Annotated in this window: 14 protein-coding genes; all 14 read left to right on the forward strand. The window is 70.4% G+C overall.

Annotation, left to right across the window (positions count from 1 at the left end):
• The first annotated feature begins 165 nt into the window (after positions 1-165).
• The 14 genes from rho (at position 166) to Q3Y56_RS24420 (ending at position 16134) form a co-directional block, all read left to right on the forward strand.
• Positions 166-2271, forward strand: coding sequence for a transcription termination factor Rho (rho, locus tag Q3Y56_RS24355; RefSeq protein WP_304463962.1), 2106 nt, complete (start codon positions 166-168; stop codon positions 2269-2271).
• Between the two features lie 344 nt (positions 2272-2615).
• Positions 2616-3737: an LCP family protein gene (locus Q3Y56_RS24360; RefSeq protein WP_304463963.1), complete on the forward strand. Its 1122-nt coding sequence runs from the start codon at positions 2616-2618 to the stop codon at positions 3735-3737.
• A 192-nt stretch (positions 3738-3929) separates the two neighbouring features.
• On the forward strand, positions 3930-4154 hold the full coding sequence (gene rpmE, locus Q3Y56_RS24365; RefSeq protein ID WP_135339212.1) for a 50S ribosomal protein L31: 225 nt from the start codon (positions 3930-3932) through the stop codon (positions 4152-4154).
• A 117-nt stretch (positions 4155-4271) separates the two neighbouring features.
• Complete coding sequence (prfA, locus tag Q3Y56_RS24370; RefSeq protein ID WP_304463964.1) at positions 4272-5360, forward strand: peptide chain release factor 1; 1089 nt, start codon at positions 4272-4274, stop codon at positions 5358-5360.
• A 59-nt stretch (positions 5361-5419) separates the two neighbouring features.
• Entirely contained in the window at positions 5420-6265 is an 846-nt protein-coding gene (prmC, locus tag Q3Y56_RS24375) for a peptide chain release factor N(5)-glutamine methyltransferase (protein ID WP_304463965.1), read from the forward strand.
• 48 nt (positions 6266-6313) lie between these two features.
• Positions 6314-6961: an L-threonylcarbamoyladenylate synthase gene (locus Q3Y56_RS24380; protein WP_304463966.1), complete on the forward strand. Its 648-nt coding sequence runs from the start codon at positions 6314-6316 to the stop codon at positions 6959-6961.
• Positions 6958-7620, forward strand: a complete 663-nt coding sequence (locus Q3Y56_RS24385) for a protein-tyrosine-phosphatase (RefSeq protein WP_304463967.1) — start codon at positions 6958-6960, stop codon at positions 7618-7620. Before Q3Y56_RS24380 ends, Q3Y56_RS24385 begins: the two co-directional genes overlap by 4 nt.
• An 81-nt stretch (positions 7621-7701) precedes the next feature.
• Positions 7702-9027 (forward strand): serine hydroxymethyltransferase, encoded by a 1326-nt coding sequence (gene glyA / locus Q3Y56_RS24390; RefSeq protein WP_304463968.1) that lies wholly within the window; start codon positions 7702-7704, stop codon positions 9025-9027.
• 248 nt (positions 9028-9275) lie between these two features.
• Positions 9276-10622 (forward strand): MraY family glycosyltransferase, encoded by a 1347-nt coding sequence (locus tag Q3Y56_RS24395; protein WP_304463969.1) that lies wholly within the window; start codon positions 9276-9278, stop codon positions 10620-10622.
• Positions 10623-10746: 124 nt separating this feature from the next.
• On the forward strand, positions 10747-13491 hold the full coding sequence (locus Q3Y56_RS24400; protein ID WP_304463970.1) for a LuxR family transcriptional regulator: 2745 nt from the start codon (positions 10747-10749) through the stop codon (positions 13489-13491).
• A gap of 161 nt (positions 13492-13652) precedes the next feature.
• Entirely contained in the window at positions 13653-13964 is a 312-nt protein-coding gene (locus tag Q3Y56_RS24405) for a hypothetical protein (protein ID WP_304463971.1), read from the forward strand.
• Between the two features lie 318 nt (positions 13965-14282).
• On the forward strand, positions 14283-14738 hold the full coding sequence (locus Q3Y56_RS24410; RefSeq protein WP_304463972.1) for a hypothetical protein: 456 nt from the start codon (positions 14283-14285) through the stop codon (positions 14736-14738).
• Positions 14739-15002: 264 nt separating this feature from the next.
• A complete protein-coding gene (gene atpB / locus Q3Y56_RS24415) occupies positions 15003-15812 on the forward strand; it encodes a F0F1 ATP synthase subunit A (RefSeq protein ID WP_304463973.1) in 810 nt (269 codons plus the stop codon).
• Between the two features lie 73 nt (positions 15813-15885).
• The gene (locus Q3Y56_RS24420) at positions 15886-16134 is read left to right on the forward strand and encodes a F0F1 ATP synthase subunit C (RefSeq protein ID WP_304463974.1); all 249 of its coding nucleotides are present in this window, start codon (positions 15886-15888) and stop codon (positions 16132-16134) included.
• Positions 16135-16171 lie beyond the last annotated feature (37 nt).

Genomic DNA, 16171 nt, shown 5'->3' on the forward strand with positions numbered 1-16171 from the left:
CCCAATGAAAGTCTTGCCGCCGCGCCGGAACCATGAATTGATCTTTCCGCCGTACCCGGCGGACCACCGCCCCGGCCCGGTCCGCACGACTAACGACCACAGCCGGACAGCACAACCGGTCGCCGAGCCAGACAGGCCGACGCCCGCTCCAGGGAAGGACCCTTCGTGAGCGACACCACCGATCTGATGGGCGTGAACGCCGACAATTCCGTCGGTAATGCCGCCGCGCCCGCCACGGACGCTCCTGCCGCGCCTGCCAGCGGTGCTGCCACTGGTAGTGCCCCGCGGCGCCGCCGCTCTGGCACCGGCCTCGACGCCATGGTCCTGGCCGAGCTCCAGCAGCTCGCCTCCAGCCTCGGCATCAAGGGCACCGCGCGGATGCGCAAGAGCCAGCTGATCGAGGTCATCAAGGACAAGCAGGCGCAAGGCTCGGGCGGCGCCGCCGCGCCCGCCGACGCCGCCGAGGCGCCGGCCAAGCCCAAGCGCCGCGCGACCTCCAAGGCCCGTACGGGTGACGCCGACGCCACCGCCGCCAAGGCCGTGAAGTCGGACAAGGCCGCCGACCAGGCGGAGAAGGCCGCGGGCCAGCAGCAGATCGACATCCCGGGCCAGCCCGTCAGCGACGACCAGCCGGCCGGCGAGCGCCGTCGGCGCCGGGTCACCGCGCCCACCGGCAGCCCCGACACGGCCGCCGAGGCCAAGGCGGAGGCGAAGTCCGACGTCAAGGTCGACACCCGGACCGAGGCCAAGGCCGAGGCCGCGGCCGACACCGCCGAGGGCCGGGCCGCCAAGGGCGAGCGCCCGGAGCGCGGCGAGCGCGGCCAGAAGGGCGAGCGCCGTGAGCGCGGCCAGCGTGAGCGCGGTGAGCGTGAGCGCGGTGAGCGTGAGCGCGGTGAGCGTGAGCGCGGCGAGCGTGAGCGCGGCGAGCGCCGGGGCGGCAAGGGTGACGAGGGCGGCCAGCAGGGCGGCCGCCAGCAGCGCGAGGGCCGTGCCCAGGGTGGCGCGGGCCAGCAGCAGGAGGACGACGACTTCGAGGGTGGGCGCCGCGGGCGCCGCGGCCGCTACCGCGACCGTCGTGGCCGCCGCGGCCGCGACGAGTTCGCCGGCGGCGAGCCGCAGCTGGCCGACGACGACGTCCTGATCCCCGTCGCGGGCATCCTGGACATCCTCGACAACTACGCCTTCATCCGGACCTCCGGCTACCTGCCGGGCCCGAACGACGTCTACGTCTCCCTCGCCCAGGTCCGCAAGAACGGCCTGCGCAAGGGCGACCACGTCACCGGCGCGGTCCGCCAGCCCCGCGAGGGCGAGCGGCGCGAGAAGTTCAACGCGCTGGTCCGCCTGGACTCGGTCAACGGCATGGCGCCCGAAACCGGCCGCGGGCGGCCGGAGTTCGGCAAGCTGACCCCGCTGTACCCGCAGGACCGGCTGCGCCTGGAGAACGAGCCGGGCGGGCTGACCACCCGGATCATCGACCTGGTGTCGCCGATCGGCAAGGGCCAGCGCGGTCTGATCGTGGCCCCGCCGAAGACCGGCAAGACCATGATCATGCAGGCGATCGCCAACGCGATCACCCACAACAACCCCGAGTGCCACCTGATGGTCGTCCTCGTCGACGAGCGTCCGGAAGAGGTCACCGACATGCAGCGGTCGGTCAAGGGCGAGGTCATCTCCTCGACCTTCGACCGCCCGGCCGAGGACCACACCACCGTCGCCGAGCTGGCCATCGAGCGCGCCAAGCGCCTGGTGGAGCTGGGGCACGACGTGGTCGTCCTGCTGGACTCGATCACCCGTCTGGGCCGCGCGTACAACCTCGCCGCCCCGGCCTCGGGCCGCATCCTGTCCGGTGGTGTCGACTCCACCGCCCTCTACCCGCCGAAGAAGTTCTTCGGTGCGGCGCGCAACATCGAGGACGGCGGCTCGCTGACCATCCTGGCCACCGCGCTGGTCGAGACCGGCTCGCGGATGGACGAGGTGATCTTCGAGGAGTTCAAGGGCACCGGCAACATGGAGCTCAAGCTCGACCGGAAGCTCGCCGACAAGCGCATCTTCCCGGCGGTCGACGTCGACCCGTCCGGCACCCGCAAGGAGGAGATCCTCCTCGGGTCCGACGAGCTGGCCATCGTCTGGAAGCTCCGCCGGGTGCTGCACGCGCTGGACTCCCAGCAGGCCATCGAGCTGCTGCTGGACAAGATGAAGCAGACCAAGTCCAACGCCGAGTTCCTGATGCAGATCGCCAAGACCACCCCGGCCCCGGGGAACGGCGACTGATCGCGTCGAACCGCTCCTGACCAGGGCCTCGCCGTCACCGACGGCGGGGCCCTCGTCTGTCTGGGATCCTGAGATCTACGACACAGCGGTGTCCGGCCGCATCCAGCGCGGCAGGCAGCGCCCACCGCCCCGAGAGCCGCAGGTCAGAGCGGTTCGAAGGGGCCGAAAAGGGAAGGCGGCGCGGAGCGGGAGCTGGACGGCCTCTGAAACGGCCCCGAACGGCCCATATGCAACCCTGGCGCTCGGCTCGTCGTCTGTCAGGACGACGGGCAAGACGATACGAAGCGACACGATGCCTGACCGTAACGGCAGGGGGCGCCGGGGCAGCGGGAACAGAGGAGCGCATGGGCGACCAGACCAAGAGCACGCGGGGCGCGGGGGGCCGCCGCGGGAAAGGCGCCACCGGCCGACGCCGTAAGGCCCGCGGTACGCGCCGCAGGGCGCTGATGATCACCGGCTGGTCGCTGCTGGGCACGCTCGTCCTGGCCGGGGCGGGCCTGGGCTATCTGTACTTCAAGCTCAACGGCAACCTCACCAGCGTCGACATCAACAGCGCCCTGAGGGGCGACCGCCCCGAGAACGTCGACAACGGCTCCATGGACCTGCTGGTCCTCGGCTCCGACTCGCGCGCCGGCAAGAACGGCAGGTACGGCAAGGACGAGGGCACCTCCCGGTCCGACACCGCGATGGTCGTGCACGTCTACAAGGGCCACAAGAAGGCCACCGTGGTCAGCATCCCGCGCGACACCCTGGTCAAGCGCCCCGCGTGCACCAAGGACGGCGAGAAGACCCCGGCCGCGCGGCGCGCGATGTTCAACACCGCGTACGAGGTCGGCGGCCCGGCCTGCGCCGTGAAGACCGTGGAGGCCATGACCGGCATCCGCATGGACCACTACCTCGAGGTCGACTTCTCCGGCTTCAAGGACCTCGTGGACGAGCTCGGCGGCGTGGACCTGACCACCACCGAGCCGATACGGGACAAGCAGAGCCATCTGAACCTGCCGAAGGGCAAGCACAACCTCGACGGGGAGCAGGCGCTCGGCCTGGTGCGCACCCGGCACGGCGTCGGCGACGGCAGTGACCTGGGCAGGATCAAGCTCCAGCAGGCGTTCATCAAGGCCCTGATCGACCAGATCAAGGACATCGGCCTGTTCAGCAGCCCGAAGAAGCTCTACGGCCTGGCCGACACCTCCACCAAGGCGCTGACCACCGACTCCGAGCTGGGCTCCGTCGACAAGCTGCTCGGCTTCGCGGACGGGCTCAAGGGCATCGACTCCGACGACATGCGGATGATCACGCTGCCGGTGATGTACGACCCGCAGGACCCCGACCGGGTGTCGCCGATGGACTCCAAGGCCAAGCGGGTGTGGCAGGCGCTGCGCGACGACAAGGACGTCCCCAAGTCCGCGACGAAGGGCTCGGCGGGCGACGAGACCGACGCCGGCAAGGTCGTCGCGGCCGGCTGACGCGCCGCTCGGAAGGCCCTGAGGCGCCGCCCCGGGGCCCGCCGGGCAACCGCGCGGGAGCTGCGGGAATACCGGGGGCCACCCCCGGTTTTGGGGGATACGGCCAGTGCTGGCAAACTGGTACGTCGGCCCCGGTTCACGGCAGGCAAACGGCCTGTCGACCCGGTGCCCTCCCGAACCTAGGAGAAACCCTTGAAGCGCGACATCCACCCGGAGTACGTCGAGACGCAGGTCAGCTGCACCTGTGGCGCCTCGTTCACCACCCGTAGCACCGTTGCGGACGGCACCATCCGTGCCGACGTCTGCTCCGAGTGCCACCCGTTCTACACGGGCAAGCAGAAGATCCTCGACACCGGTGGCCGCGTGGCGCGGTTCGAGGCCCGCTTCGGCAAGCACGCCGGGTCCGCCAAGAAGTAGCGACCCACACCGCGCCGGTCTTCGGCCGTCCAGTTCCGGCTGGGCGACCGGACCGGCGCTTTGTCGTCCCGAGAGGCCGGTCAGTCCGGGCCCGTCCCTTCCGCCTAAGGAAACCTGATGTTCGAGGCAGTCGAAGAGCTCGTCGGCGAGCACGCCGACCTGGAGAAGCGGCTCGCCGACCCCGCCGTACACGCGGACCAGGCCAACGCCCGCAAGCTCAACAAGCGCTATGCCGAGCTGACCCCGATCGTCGGCACCTACCGCGCCTGGAAGCAGACCGGGGACGACATCGAGACCGCGCGCGAGTTCGCCCAGGACGACCCCGACTTCGCCGCCGAGGTCAAGGAGCTGGAGGCGCGCCGCGAGGAGCTCACCGACCGGCTGCGGCTGCTGCTCGTCCCCCGCGACCCCAGCGACGACAAGGACGTCATCCTGGAGATCAAGGCGGGCGCGGGCGGCGACGAGTCCGCGCTGTTCGCCGGCGACCTGCTGCGCATGTACCTGCGGTACGCCGAGCGGGTCGGCTGGAAGACCGAGATCATCGACTCCACCGATTCCGAGCTCGGCGGCTACAAGGACGTCCAGGTCGCGGTGAAGACCAAGGGCGGCAACGGAGCGACGGAGCCCGGCCAGGGTGTCTGGGCGCGGCTGAAGTACGAGGGCGGGGTGCACCGCGTCCAGCGGGTGCCCGCCACCGAGTCCCAGGGCCGCATCCACACCTCCGCCGCCGGGGTGCTCGTCACGCCGGAGGCCGAGGAGGTCGACGTCGAGATCAACATGAACGATCTGCGGATCGACGTCTACCGTTCGTCCGGCCCCGGGGGCCAGTCCGTCAACACGACCGACTCCGCGGTGCGCATCACGCACCTCCCGACCGGTGTCGTCGCCTCCTGCCAGAACGAGAAGAGCCAGCTCCAGAACAAGGAGCAGGCCCTGCGTATCCTGCGCTCGCGGCTGCTGGCCGCGGCCCAGGAGGCGGCCGAGCAGGAAGCCGCCGACGCCCGCCGCAGCCAGGTGCGCACCGTCGACCGGTCCGAGAAGATCCGCACCTACAACTTCCCGGAAAACCGGATCTCGGACCACCGGGTGGGCTTCAAGGCGTACAACTTGGACCAGGTGCTCGACGGCGAGCTGGACGCGGTGATCCAGGCGTGTGTCGACGCCGACTCCGCCGCGAAGCTGGCCGCCGCCGGCGACGGAAGCTGACCGTCCGGCCCGTCCGGCCGCGCGCGGAAGAACCACAGGAACGACGGGAGAGGACGATCGTGAACCTGCTGCTCGCAGAGGTGGCGCAGGCCACTCAGCGGCTGGCCGACGCCGGCGTGCCCTCTCCGCGTTTCGACGCAGAGGAGCTCGCCGCCTTCGTCCACGGGGTCAAGCGGGGCGAACTGCACCTGGTCGCGGACGCCGACTTCGACGCCCGCTACTGGGAAGCCATCGCCCGCCGCGAGGCCCGCGAACCGCTCCAGCACATCACCGGCCGCGCCTTCTTCCGCTATCTGGAACTCCAGGTCGGCCCCGGCGTCTTCGTGCCCCGCCCGGAGACCGAGTCGGTCGTCGGCTGGGCGATAGACGCCGTGCGCGCGATGGACGTCGTCGAACCGCTCATCGTCGACCTGTGCACCGGCTCCGGGGCCATCGCGCTGGCCCTGGCGCAGGAGGTGCCCCGGTCCCGGGTGCACGCCGTGGAGCTGGACGAGAACGCTCTCCAGTGGGCCCGGAAGAACGTCGAGGGCAGTCGCGTCGTTCTGCACCATGGCGACGCGCTGACCGCGCTGCCGGAGCTGGACGGCCAGGTCGACCTGGTCATCAGCAACCCGCCGTACATCCCGCTGACCGAGTGGGAGTACGTCGCCCCGGAGGCCCGCGACCACGACCCCGAGCTCGCGCTGTTCTCCGGGGAGGACGGCCTCGACACCATCCGAGGCATCGAGCGCACCGCCCACCGGCTGCTGCGCCCGGGTGGTGTCGTGGTCATCGAGCACGCCGACACCCAGGGCGGGCAGGTGCCGTGGATCTTCACCGAGGAACGGGGCTGGGCGGACGCGGCCGACCACCCCGACCTGAACAACCGGCCCCGCTTCGCCACCGCACGCAGGGCCATGCCGTGACCACGGCCCGAGAACACCCAATGGCCACGTATGAGGAGGACCGCTGAAATGGCACGGCGATACGACTGCAGCGACGCGACCGATCGCAAGACCGGTCTGCGCGAGGCCGCGTCCGCCGTCCGCCGGGGCGAGCTGGTCGTGCTGCCGACCGACACCGTCTACGGGGTCGGCGCGGACGCCTTCAACGCGGAGGCCGTCGGCGACCTGCTGGAGGCCAAGGGCCGCGGCCGCGGCATGCCCTCGCCGGTCCTCGTCGGCTCCCCGAACACCCTGCACGGCCTGGTCACCGACTTCTCCGAGCAGGCGTGGGAGCTGGTCGACGCGTTCTGGCCCGGCGCCCTCACCCTGGTCGCCAAGCACCAGCCGTCGCTGACCTGGGACCTCGGCGAGACCCGCGGCACCGTCGCGGTGCGGATGCCGCTGCACCCGGTCGCGATCGAGCTGCTCACGGAGTTCGGCCCCATGGCCGTCTCCAGCGCCAACCTGACCGGCCACCCGGCCCCGCAGGACTGCGACGCCGCCCAGGAGATGCTCGGCGACTCCGTCTCCGTGTACCTCGACGGCGGTCCGACCCCCGCCGACGTGCCGTCCTCGATCGTCGACGTCACCGGCAAGGTGCCGGTCCTGCTGCGCGCCGGCGCCATCTCGGCGGAGCAGCTCCGCGAGGTCGTACCCGACCTTGAGGTGGCCAATTGACAGCCCCTGAGGGGCGTGGCATAGCGGGACTGCATGGGGGCAACGCCGCCGACGGCACCTTCCGCATCCTCCACGTCAGCACCGGCAACGTCTGTCGCTCGCCCATCACCGAGCGGCTGACCAGGCATGCCCTCACCCACCGGCTGGGGAGCGCGCGCACCAGCGGCCTGATCGTGGAGAGCGCCGGCACCTGGGGGCACGAGGGCGCACCGATGGAGGCACATGCCGCCACCGTCCTGTCCGACTTCGGCGCCGACCCGCAGGGCTTCCTCGGCCGTGAGCTGCTGGACGAGCACGTCATCCGCGCCGACCTCGTCCTCACCGCGACCCGCGACCACCGCGCTCAGGTCATCTCGATGGGGCACTCGGCGGGCCTGCGGACCTTCACGCTCAAGGAGTTCACCCGGCTGGTACGGGCCATAGACCCCGCGACGCTGCCGGACCCGCAGGCCGCGGGCGGCGTGGTCGAGCGCGCCCGCGCCCTGGTGCAGGCCGCGGCGGCACTGCGCGGCTGGCTGCTGGCCCCCAGCGAGGACGCGGACGAGGTCCACGACCCGTACGGAGCCCCGATCACGTACTTCCGCAGCATCGGCGACGAGATCCACCAGGCGCTGGACCCGGTCGTCACGGCACTGACGGGCGTCCCGGCGCCGGCGTAGGCGCCACGCCGCGCACAGGGCCGGTCGCGGGCCTACATTGGGGGTGACGCCCGGTGTACCCCTCCCAAGGCTGTGAACGCGATGGCCGTCACGCCCACCACAACCGGCACCGCCGGCATCGGCGCGCTCTGGGGCGCCGACCTGGACGCGCTGCGCCGCGAGGACCCGGTCCTCGCGGACGTGCTGCTGGGCGAGCTCGACCGGCAGAGCAGCGGGCTGCAGCTGATCGCCGCCGAGAACTTCACCTCGCGGGCGGTGCTCACCGCCCTCGGCTCGCCGCTGGCCAACAAGTACGCCGAGGGCTACCCCGGCGCCCGGCACCACGGCGGCTGCGAGATCGTCGACGTGGCCGAACGGCTCGCCGTCGACCGGGCCACCGGGCTGTTCGGCGCCGGCCACGCCAACGTCCAGCCGCACTCCGGCTCTTCGGCCGTGCTCGCCGCGTACGCCGCGCTGCTGCGGCCCGGCGACACCGTGCTGGCGATGGCCCTGCCGCAGGGCGGCCACCTCACCCACGGCTCGCACGCCAACTTCTCCGGGCGCTGGTTCGACTTCGTCGGCTACGGAGTCGACCCCGCCACCGGGCTGCTCGACTACGACCGGATCCGAGAGCTGGCGCTCGAACACCGCCCCAAGGCGATCGTGTGCGGCTCGATCTCCTACCCCCGGCACCCCGACTACGCGGCATTCCGGGAGATCGCCGACGAGGTCGACGCGTACTTCATCGCGGACGCGGCGCACCCCATCGGCCTGGTCGCGGGCAAGGCGGCGCCCAACCCGGTGCCGTACGCGGACGTGGTCTGCGCCACCACCCACAAGGTGCTGCGCGGCCCGCGCGGCGGACTGATCCTGTGCGGCGCCGAGCTGGCCGAGCGCGTCGACCGGGCCGTCTTCCCGTTCACCCAGGGCGGCGCGCAGATGCACAGCGTGGCGGCCAAGGCGGTCGCCTTCGCGGAGGCGGCGGCCCCCGCCTTCACGACGTACGCGCATCAGGTGGTGGCCAACGCCCGGGTGCTCGCGCGCGCCCTGGCCGACCTGGGCCTGACCGTGACCACCGGCGGCACCGACACCCACATGATCACCTTCGACCCCGCGCCGCTGGGCCTGGACGGTCCCGCCGCCCGGGCCCGCTGCGCCGCCGCGGGCATCGTGCTGGACATCTGCGCGGTTCCGGCCCCGGAAGCGCCGGACGGCTGCGTCAAGGGCATCCGGCTGGGCACGGCCGCCGTCACCACCCAGGGCATGGCGGAGGAGCAGATGGCGCAGGTGGCGGCGCTGGTCGGGGCGGCCCTGGGGGAGGAGGCGACCGGCCCGCGGACGCGGGAGCTGCGGGCGGAGGTACGGTCGCTGACCGCCGGTTTCCCGCCATATCCGGCCGGCGGCGCCGAGGGGCGGCCCGGCTCCTGACCGCGGCCCGGGGCACGCACCACCGCCCGCGGCTGGCTACGCTGGGACAGGACCGGATCACAGGTGACCGGTCGGCTACCCGGCGTGCCCGCGGTGTCCCGGTGGGGTGCTGCGCTGCCGGGGCGGGCGCGATGGTGCCCGGCGGGGCGTGGACGGGACCGTACCGCGACCGAGCCGGTACATCCGTGTCCTAGGGTGGGGTGTCCTATGGTGTGGCCCTGGCACGCCGCGAGAGATCTGGGGATTAGGTGCGTGAATACCTGCTGACTCTGTGCGTCACGGCCGCGGTCACGTACCTGTTGACCGGGCCGGTGCGGAAGTTCGCGATCGCGGTCGGCGCCATGCCGGAGATCCGCGCGCGCGACGTGCACAGGGAGCCGACGCCGCGGCTCGGCGGTATCGCGATGTTCGGCGGACTGTGCGCGGGCCTGCTGGTCGCCGCCCACCTCACCGAGCTCAGGAAGGTCTTCGAGCTGTCCAACGAGCCGCGCGCGCTGCTGTCGGGCGCGGGGCTGATCTGGCTGCTGGGCGTCCTGGACGACAAGTGGGGCGTGGACGCCCTGGTGAAACTCGGCGGTCAGATGATCGCCGCGGGCGTGATGGTCCTCCAGGGGCTCACCATCCTGTGGATTCCGGTGCCCGGCATGGGCACGGTCTCCCTGACGCCCATGCAGGGCACCCTGCTCACCGTCGCCCTGGTCGTCATCACGATCAACGCCGTCAACTTCGTCGACGGACTGGACGGGTTGGCGTCGGGCATGGTCTGCATCGCCGCCGCCGCGTTCTTCATGTACGCGTACCGGATCTGGTTCGGGTACGGGCTGGAGTCGGCCGCGCCCGCGACGCTGTTCGCCGCCATCCTGATGGGCATGTGCCTGGGCTTCCTCCCGCACAACATGCACCCGGCGCGGATCTTCATGGGCGACTCCGGCTCGATGCTCATCGGACTGGTGCTGGCCGCGGGCGCGATCTCCATCACCGGCCAGGTGGACCCGGACGCCATGAAGCTGTTCGCCGGCTCGGAGCGGGAGGCGGTGCACGCGACCGTCCCGGTCTACATCCCGCTCCTGCTGCCGCTCACGGTGATCGCGGTGCCGATCGCCGACCTGATCCTGGCGATCGTGCGGCGCACCTGGCGCGGCCAGTCGCCGTTCGCCGCGGACCGCGGCCACCTGCACCACCGGCTGCTGGAGATCGGCCACTCGCACAGCCGCGCCGTGTGGATCATGTACTTCTGGTCGGCGCTGATCGCCTTCGGCGCCGTCGCCTTCTCGGTGAGCTCGACCAGCATGTGGATCGTCCTGGCGATCGTCGCACTGAGCGGGGTCGGCCTGGTCCTGCTCCTCCTGCCGCGCTTCACCCCGCGGGCCCCACGCTGGGCCGAGGCCTTCGTACCGCCGCGCTACCGCCGGTCGACCCGGGCCGCACAGGCGGCCGAGGCGGCGGTCGGGGCGCGCACCGGCGTGCCGGCGGACGGGCCCGACATCTCGGCTGACGTCAGCGGGAGCACCCCGAGGATCCCGGCCGGGGCCACGGCGATCGGCCGGCGCTCGCAGCTCGCCGAGCCGCCCAAGGCCGGGAAGCTCCCCTCATAAGAGAATTTCGGTGCCTGCAACAATTCGTGTAGCCGATGTGAAGTCTTGTTCACCTGGATGTCGCTGACCTCCCATTTCGCACAGGGGTAGCGTGCGCGGTTGGCCGGTTCCAGGGGGGAATTTCATGTTGCATGGCAGGTCGGTCGAGTGCGTCACAATTGACCAGCTTGTTGCGGGGGCACGCGAGGGGGCGGGGGGCTCCCTCATCATCAGGGGCGAGATCGGGGCCGGAAAGACCGCCCTGCTCGACTATGCGGCTCAGGCGGCGCCGGGCATGCGGACCCTGCGCGCCGCGGGTCACGTCCTGGAGGCCCGGCAGTCATTCGCCTTCCTCCATCTGCTGTTGCGGCCGACAGGCGGCGCCATCGACGGGCTTCCCCCCGCACAGGCTGCCGCGCTTCACGCGGCGTTCGAGACCGGCGGGCAACCGGACCATTTCGTCACCGGGCTTGCCGTCCTGTCGCTGCTGTCGGCACTCGCCGCGGAGCAGCCGCTGGTCTGCCTCATCGATGACGCCCAGTGGCTGGACGCCGAGTCGAGGGACGCGCTCGTCTTCGCCGCCCGCCGGCTGAGTACGGAACCCATCGCACTGATCATGGTGGTCCGGGACGACGGCGCTTTCCCGGTGACCGGCCTGCCGGACGTACCGTTGAAGCCGCTCGACTCCAGCGCGGCCGACGCGGTCCTCCACGACGTGGAGCCACGGCTTCCGGTACGCGTCAGAGCCCGGATCATCGCGGAGGCCGAGGGGAACGTGCTGGCCTTGCGCCGGCTCGCCGCCGCCTTGAGCCCCAGGCAGCGACGCGGGCTGCTCAACCCGTACGTCCTTCACGACGGAGCGCTCCGCACGGCCTGCCCCGCTCATGAGGAACTCCGCGCACTGCTTGACCAACAGTCCGCGGTGACGCGGTCGTTGGCGCTGCTCGTCGCCGCGGACGGCACGCACGACCTCGACCTGGTGCTGACCGCGGCTCGCGGCCTCGGCATCGGCCCACTGGACCTCGCGCACGCGGAACGGGCTGGGGTGCTCAGGGTGGCAGGCGCAACCGTCACCTTCACTCACCCGCTCATGGGCCAGGTCGTCTACCAGAGCGCGACGACCGCGGGGCGACAGGTCGCCCACACCGCACTCGCGCGGGCCGCCGAGGGGGACGAGGCCGCGCGTGCCTGGCAGTTGGCCGCCACCCCCATGAGGGAGGGCTCCGGGACGGCGGCTGAACTCCTCGCGTTTCTCGGTGCGAAGTCGCACGGCTGGGAGGCGTTCATCAGCCTTGAGCGGGCCGCCGTGCTCACCACCGAACCGGACGTGAAGGCCGTCCGGTTGGCGGCAGCCGCACGCGAGGCGATCGGTGTGGGCCTGCTGGAGGAGGCGGCGGAGCTGTCCGCCGAGGCGGGCCGCCTCTCCGGCGACCCCGTGGTGCAGTCCGGCGTCAAGCGCGGCCGAGCGGCCGTGCTCTTCGAGCGCGGTGCCGTTCAGCCCGCTGCCCGGATGCTGCTCGAGGCCGGCAGGGACAGGGCGGGACAGGACGAGTACCAAGCGCTGATCATGCTCGCGGAGGCCGTGCGCTGTGCGCACCACGCCGATGACCCCGTCCTGCTCGCCGAGGCGGCCACGGTCCTGCGGAGGATCCGGAGGTCCGCGAACGAACCCGAGGCGGAGCTCCGGGCCGCGTTGCCGGAGCTGACGGGACCGGCGGCGGAGGACTCGGTGGACGCGGCGGACCTGAGGAGCGAAGCGGTGCTTCTCGGACGCACACCCGGCGCTGTCGAACTGGAACGCCGACTGGTGGTGCCTGCCGCGTATCCGTCGCCCGCGGACGGCCGTGAGAGCCGACAACACGCGATCGAGTGGCTGGCGGAGTGCCGTGCGGGTTCCCTCACCGTGCGGTTGACACACGCCCTGCAATACGTCGGCCACCTCGAATTCTCCGCAGGGCGGTACGGAGAGGCCCGAGCGGTCTTCGAGGAAGCCCTCGACGTGGCAAGTGAGCATCGTCAACTCGCCTCCGCCGCCCATTTTCGATGCCGTCTCGCCTGGCTTGCGGCGATCGAGGGAGACCGCGATCGCTGTCTGAGCGCGGCCGAAAAGGGAGTCGCGTATGCGACGGCCAAAGGGATCGTCTCGACCTTGGTGATGGGGGAATGGGCGCGCGCACTCCTCGACCTGGGGAACGCCCGGAATGCCGAGGCGTTCGACCGGTTGGAGGACCTCGGCCGCCGTGCCTCGCCGGCAGCCGTGGTGCGGTGCGCCCCGGACCACATAGAGGCAGCCGTGCGCTGCGGACGAGCGGCCTCGGCGGAGTCCCGCGTCGCCCTGGTCGAGGACTGGGCCGCCCGCGAGCGTTCGCGCCTGGCAAGGGCCCTGGCTTCCCGATGCCAGGGGCTCATCGCCGACGGCGGCGACGCCGAGAAGCACTTCGAAGAGGCACTGTCCCACCACGAGGCAGCCGAGCAACCGTATGAGCGGGCCCGCACGGAGCTGGTCTACGGCGAATGGCTGCGCCGCGAGCGCCGACGGGCCGAGGCCGGGCGGCAGCTGAGCGCGGCCGCCGCGGCCTTCGCCGATCTCGGTGCCCGGCCCTGGGCCGCTCGGGCGGAGGCGGAGCTGGCTGCCGCGGCGGGCACGTCGCCGGACCGTAAGCCTGACCGGGAGCCGGGCCGGAAGCCGGACCGCCTGGGGTGCCTCACCCCGATGGAGCGCAGAGTCGTCGAGCTGGCCGCCGACGGCCTGAGTAACACCGAAATAGCCGAGCAGCTCTTTCTCAGCCCGCGGACCGTGGGGAACCACCTCTACCGCGCCTTCCCCAAGATGGGGATCACTTCCCGGGTCGAGCTCAAGAGCCTCGGCATATCGGGTCGGCCTGAGTAACCGACTCAATGAATAGCCCGACCTTTCTCATACGCGTGCGTGCGTGTGCGGCATCGAATTGAGTAGGGCGGAAGTCGTTTTAGCGGGCGGCGCCCTGCTAGTTTCGATCCCGCACCGCAGATATGTGCATTCGATGCATTACCAAGTTAGGGGGAACGGTTATGAAGAAGCGTCTCGCGCTGATCACCTCGGCCGCAGCGCTGTCCATTCCGCTCATGGCGGCGGTTCCGGCCCAGGCCTCTACCGTGCAGCGGGAACGCCCTGCGCCGGCCTGCATGAATGTGGACAAGACCCACACGGACCAGGGGTACAAGGCGTTCAAGGTGAAGAACGGCTGCCGGGAGGCCAAGAAGGTCAAGGGCAAGTTCAAGTGGGGTTATGACTCGTCGTGCAAGACGGTGAAGCCGGGCAAGACGGCCATGCTCACGTCGAGTCAGCCGTGGGTGGATTACGACAAGGTCGTTCAGTGCTGATCCAGCGCGACTGACCGAGAATGGTGAGCGGGCCGTCACAGACTGTGTGACGGCCCGCTCACCATTTCCGTGCATACGGGGTCAAGTGAGACGAAGAGCCTGCCTCATCTGTGCGGGGTATCGCTCGTGAGTGTGACGGGCACCACGCTGACATGGTAAAGACCTCATCAAATAGTTTGTGATACCGTTCACGAACCGGGGGCTAGAGCCGTTGGACCATAGCGCGCCGGTCCTTTGGCGCGAGGCTCGCCTCGCCCCCGGGGATACGCTCGTCAATGACGAAACGTTCGCTTCCGACCCTGAGCCGGAGAACCCCTCATGCAGTCCAATGACGCCCGGACACTCCTGCACTGCGCCGTGCCCACCGCTGCCGTCGGTGTCGTCGCTGTCGCCGTCAGCACGGTCCTCGCCGGCGGCAAGGGTGCTTTGGGGGCCGCGTTCGGCGCCGTCCTGGTGTGTGCGGTCATGATCGCCGATCTGTTCGTGCTCCAACACACGGCCAAGCGCTTCCCGCAGCTGTTCCAGATGATGGGCCTGGCGCTCTACGTGGTGCAGTTCCTGCTGATCGCGGTCGTGCTGGCCGTGTTCAAGGACACCACCTTGTTCAACACCAGGGCGTTCGCCATCTCGTTGTTGGCCGCCACCGTGGTGTGGATCGGCGCCCAGGCCCGCGCCCACCTGAAGGCCAAGATCCTTTACGTGCAGCCGGAAGCCGAGGACGAACGGAACTCCGACGGGGCCCGCAAGGCCGCGCCCGCCGGGTCTCCGTCGTGATTCGTAGGGGCGGTATAAGGGCTTCCGCGCTCACCTGCTATCGTCCGGTGCCATCTGAGGCACAGCGGGCGCAGGTAGCTGAACTCCCGAATTCCGCGGGACGGAATCGGCGGCCCGAGCCGCTGATACCCCATACGCCGCCCGGTCGCGTGCCGACCAGCCGCACCCACATCCGTAAGACCAGTCCAGTGCCGTTCCGCGGCTTCGTGCCGCGCCGACACAACGAGGTTGCCGTACCTATGCGCCACGCTGAAGGAGCTCGCGGTGAGTTCTGACAAGACGCTCGCCTTCGAGACCGATTGCCACATCTTCGATGGGTGCGGCTTCCCGGCCCCAGGGCTTCACTCGTTCACGTTCGAGCCGATGTTCACCGTCGGCGGTGTCGACTTCAACAAGCCGATGCTGCTGGCACTGCTGGGCACCGTCGCCATCGTGGTGTTCTTCTGGGCGGCCTTCGGCAAGGCGAAGGTGGTCCCGGGCAAGCTCCAGATGGTGGGTGAGGCCGGCTACGACTTCGTGCGCCGCGGCATCGTCTACGAGGCCATGGGCAAGAAGGAGGGGGAGAAGTACGTCCCCCTCATGGTCTCGCTGTTCTTCTTCATCTGGATCATGAACCTGTGGTCGATCGTTCCGGTCGCCCAGTTCCCGGTGTCCTCGATCATCGCCTTCCCGGTGGTCCTCGCCGCGATCGTCTACATCCTCTGGGTGTCCCTGACCTTCAGGAAGCACGGCTTCATCGGCGGACTGAAGAACATCAGCGGCTACGACAAGTCGCTCGGCCCGGTGCTGCCCCTGGTCATGGCCCTGGAGCTGCTCTCCAACCTGGTCGTGCGCCCGTTCACCCACGCGGTCCGACTCTTCGCCAACATGTTTGCAGGCCACGTGCTGCTGCTGATCTTCACGATCGCCAGCTGGTACCTGCTCAACGGGATCGGCATCGCCTACGCGGGTGTCTCGTTCATCATGACCATCCTGTTGACCGCCTTCGAGCTCTTCGTCCAGGCGCTGCAGGCGTATGTCTTCGTGCTGCTGGCCACGTCCTACGTCCAGGGCGCGCTCGCCGAGCACCACTGATCCTCGGCCCCTCAACTACCAGACGTCCGGCGGCCAACCCCCGCCGGTCCGTGAAAAAGAAGGAAGAAACGGCATGTCCGCTGCTCTCCAGAACCTCGCTGCCCTCGAAGGCGACATCAAGGCCCTCGGCTCCATCGGCTACGGCCTGGCCGCGATCGGCCCCGGCGTCGGCATCGGCATCATCTTCGGCAACGGCACCCAGGCGCTGGCCCGTCAGCCCGAGGCTGCCGGCCTGATCCGCGCCAACCAGATCCTGGGCTTCGTCTTCTGTGAGGCGCTTGCCCTCATCGGTCTCGTCATGCCGTTCGTCTACGGCAGCTGACACCAGCGACGACGAGCCACATCTGACGAAAGGCACT

The organism is Streptomyces sp. XD-27 (assembly GCF_030553055.1).
Classification (GTDB): domain Bacteria; phylum Actinomycetota; class Actinomycetes; order Streptomycetales; family Streptomycetaceae; genus Streptomyces.

Excerpts from the sequence above, each read along its gene's own strand:
- Q3Y56_RS24360 (WP_304463963.1), top strand. The coding sequence starts at position 2,616 with ATGGGCGACCAGACCAAGAGCACGCGGGGCGCGGGGGGCCGCCGCGGG.
- prfA (WP_304463964.1), top strand. The coding sequence starts at position 4,272 with ATGTTCGAGGCAGTCGAAGAGCTCGTCGGCGAGCACGCCGACCTGGAG.
- Q3Y56_RS24380 (WP_304463966.1), top strand. The coding sequence starts at position 6,314 with ATGGCACGGCGATACGACTGCAGCGACGCGACCGATCGCAAGACCGGT.
- glyA (WP_304463968.1), top strand. The coding sequence starts at position 7,702 with ATGGCCGTCACGCCCACCACAACCGGCACCGCCGGCATCGGCGCGCTC.
- Q3Y56_RS24400 (WP_304463970.1), top strand. The coding sequence starts at position 10,747 with ATGTTGCATGGCAGGTCGGTCGAGTGCGTCACAATTGACCAGCTTGTT.
- Q3Y56_RS24405 (WP_304463971.1), top strand. The coding sequence starts at position 13,653 with ATGAAGAAGCGTCTCGCGCTGATCACCTCGGCCGCAGCGCTGTCCATT.
- Q3Y56_RS24410 (WP_304463972.1), top strand. The coding sequence starts at position 14,283 with ATGCAGTCCAATGACGCCCGGACACTCCTGCACTGCGCCGTGCCCACC.
- Q3Y56_RS24420 (WP_304463974.1), top strand. The coding sequence starts at position 15,886 with ATGTCCGCTGCTCTCCAGAACCTCGCTGCCCTCGAAGGCGACATCAAG.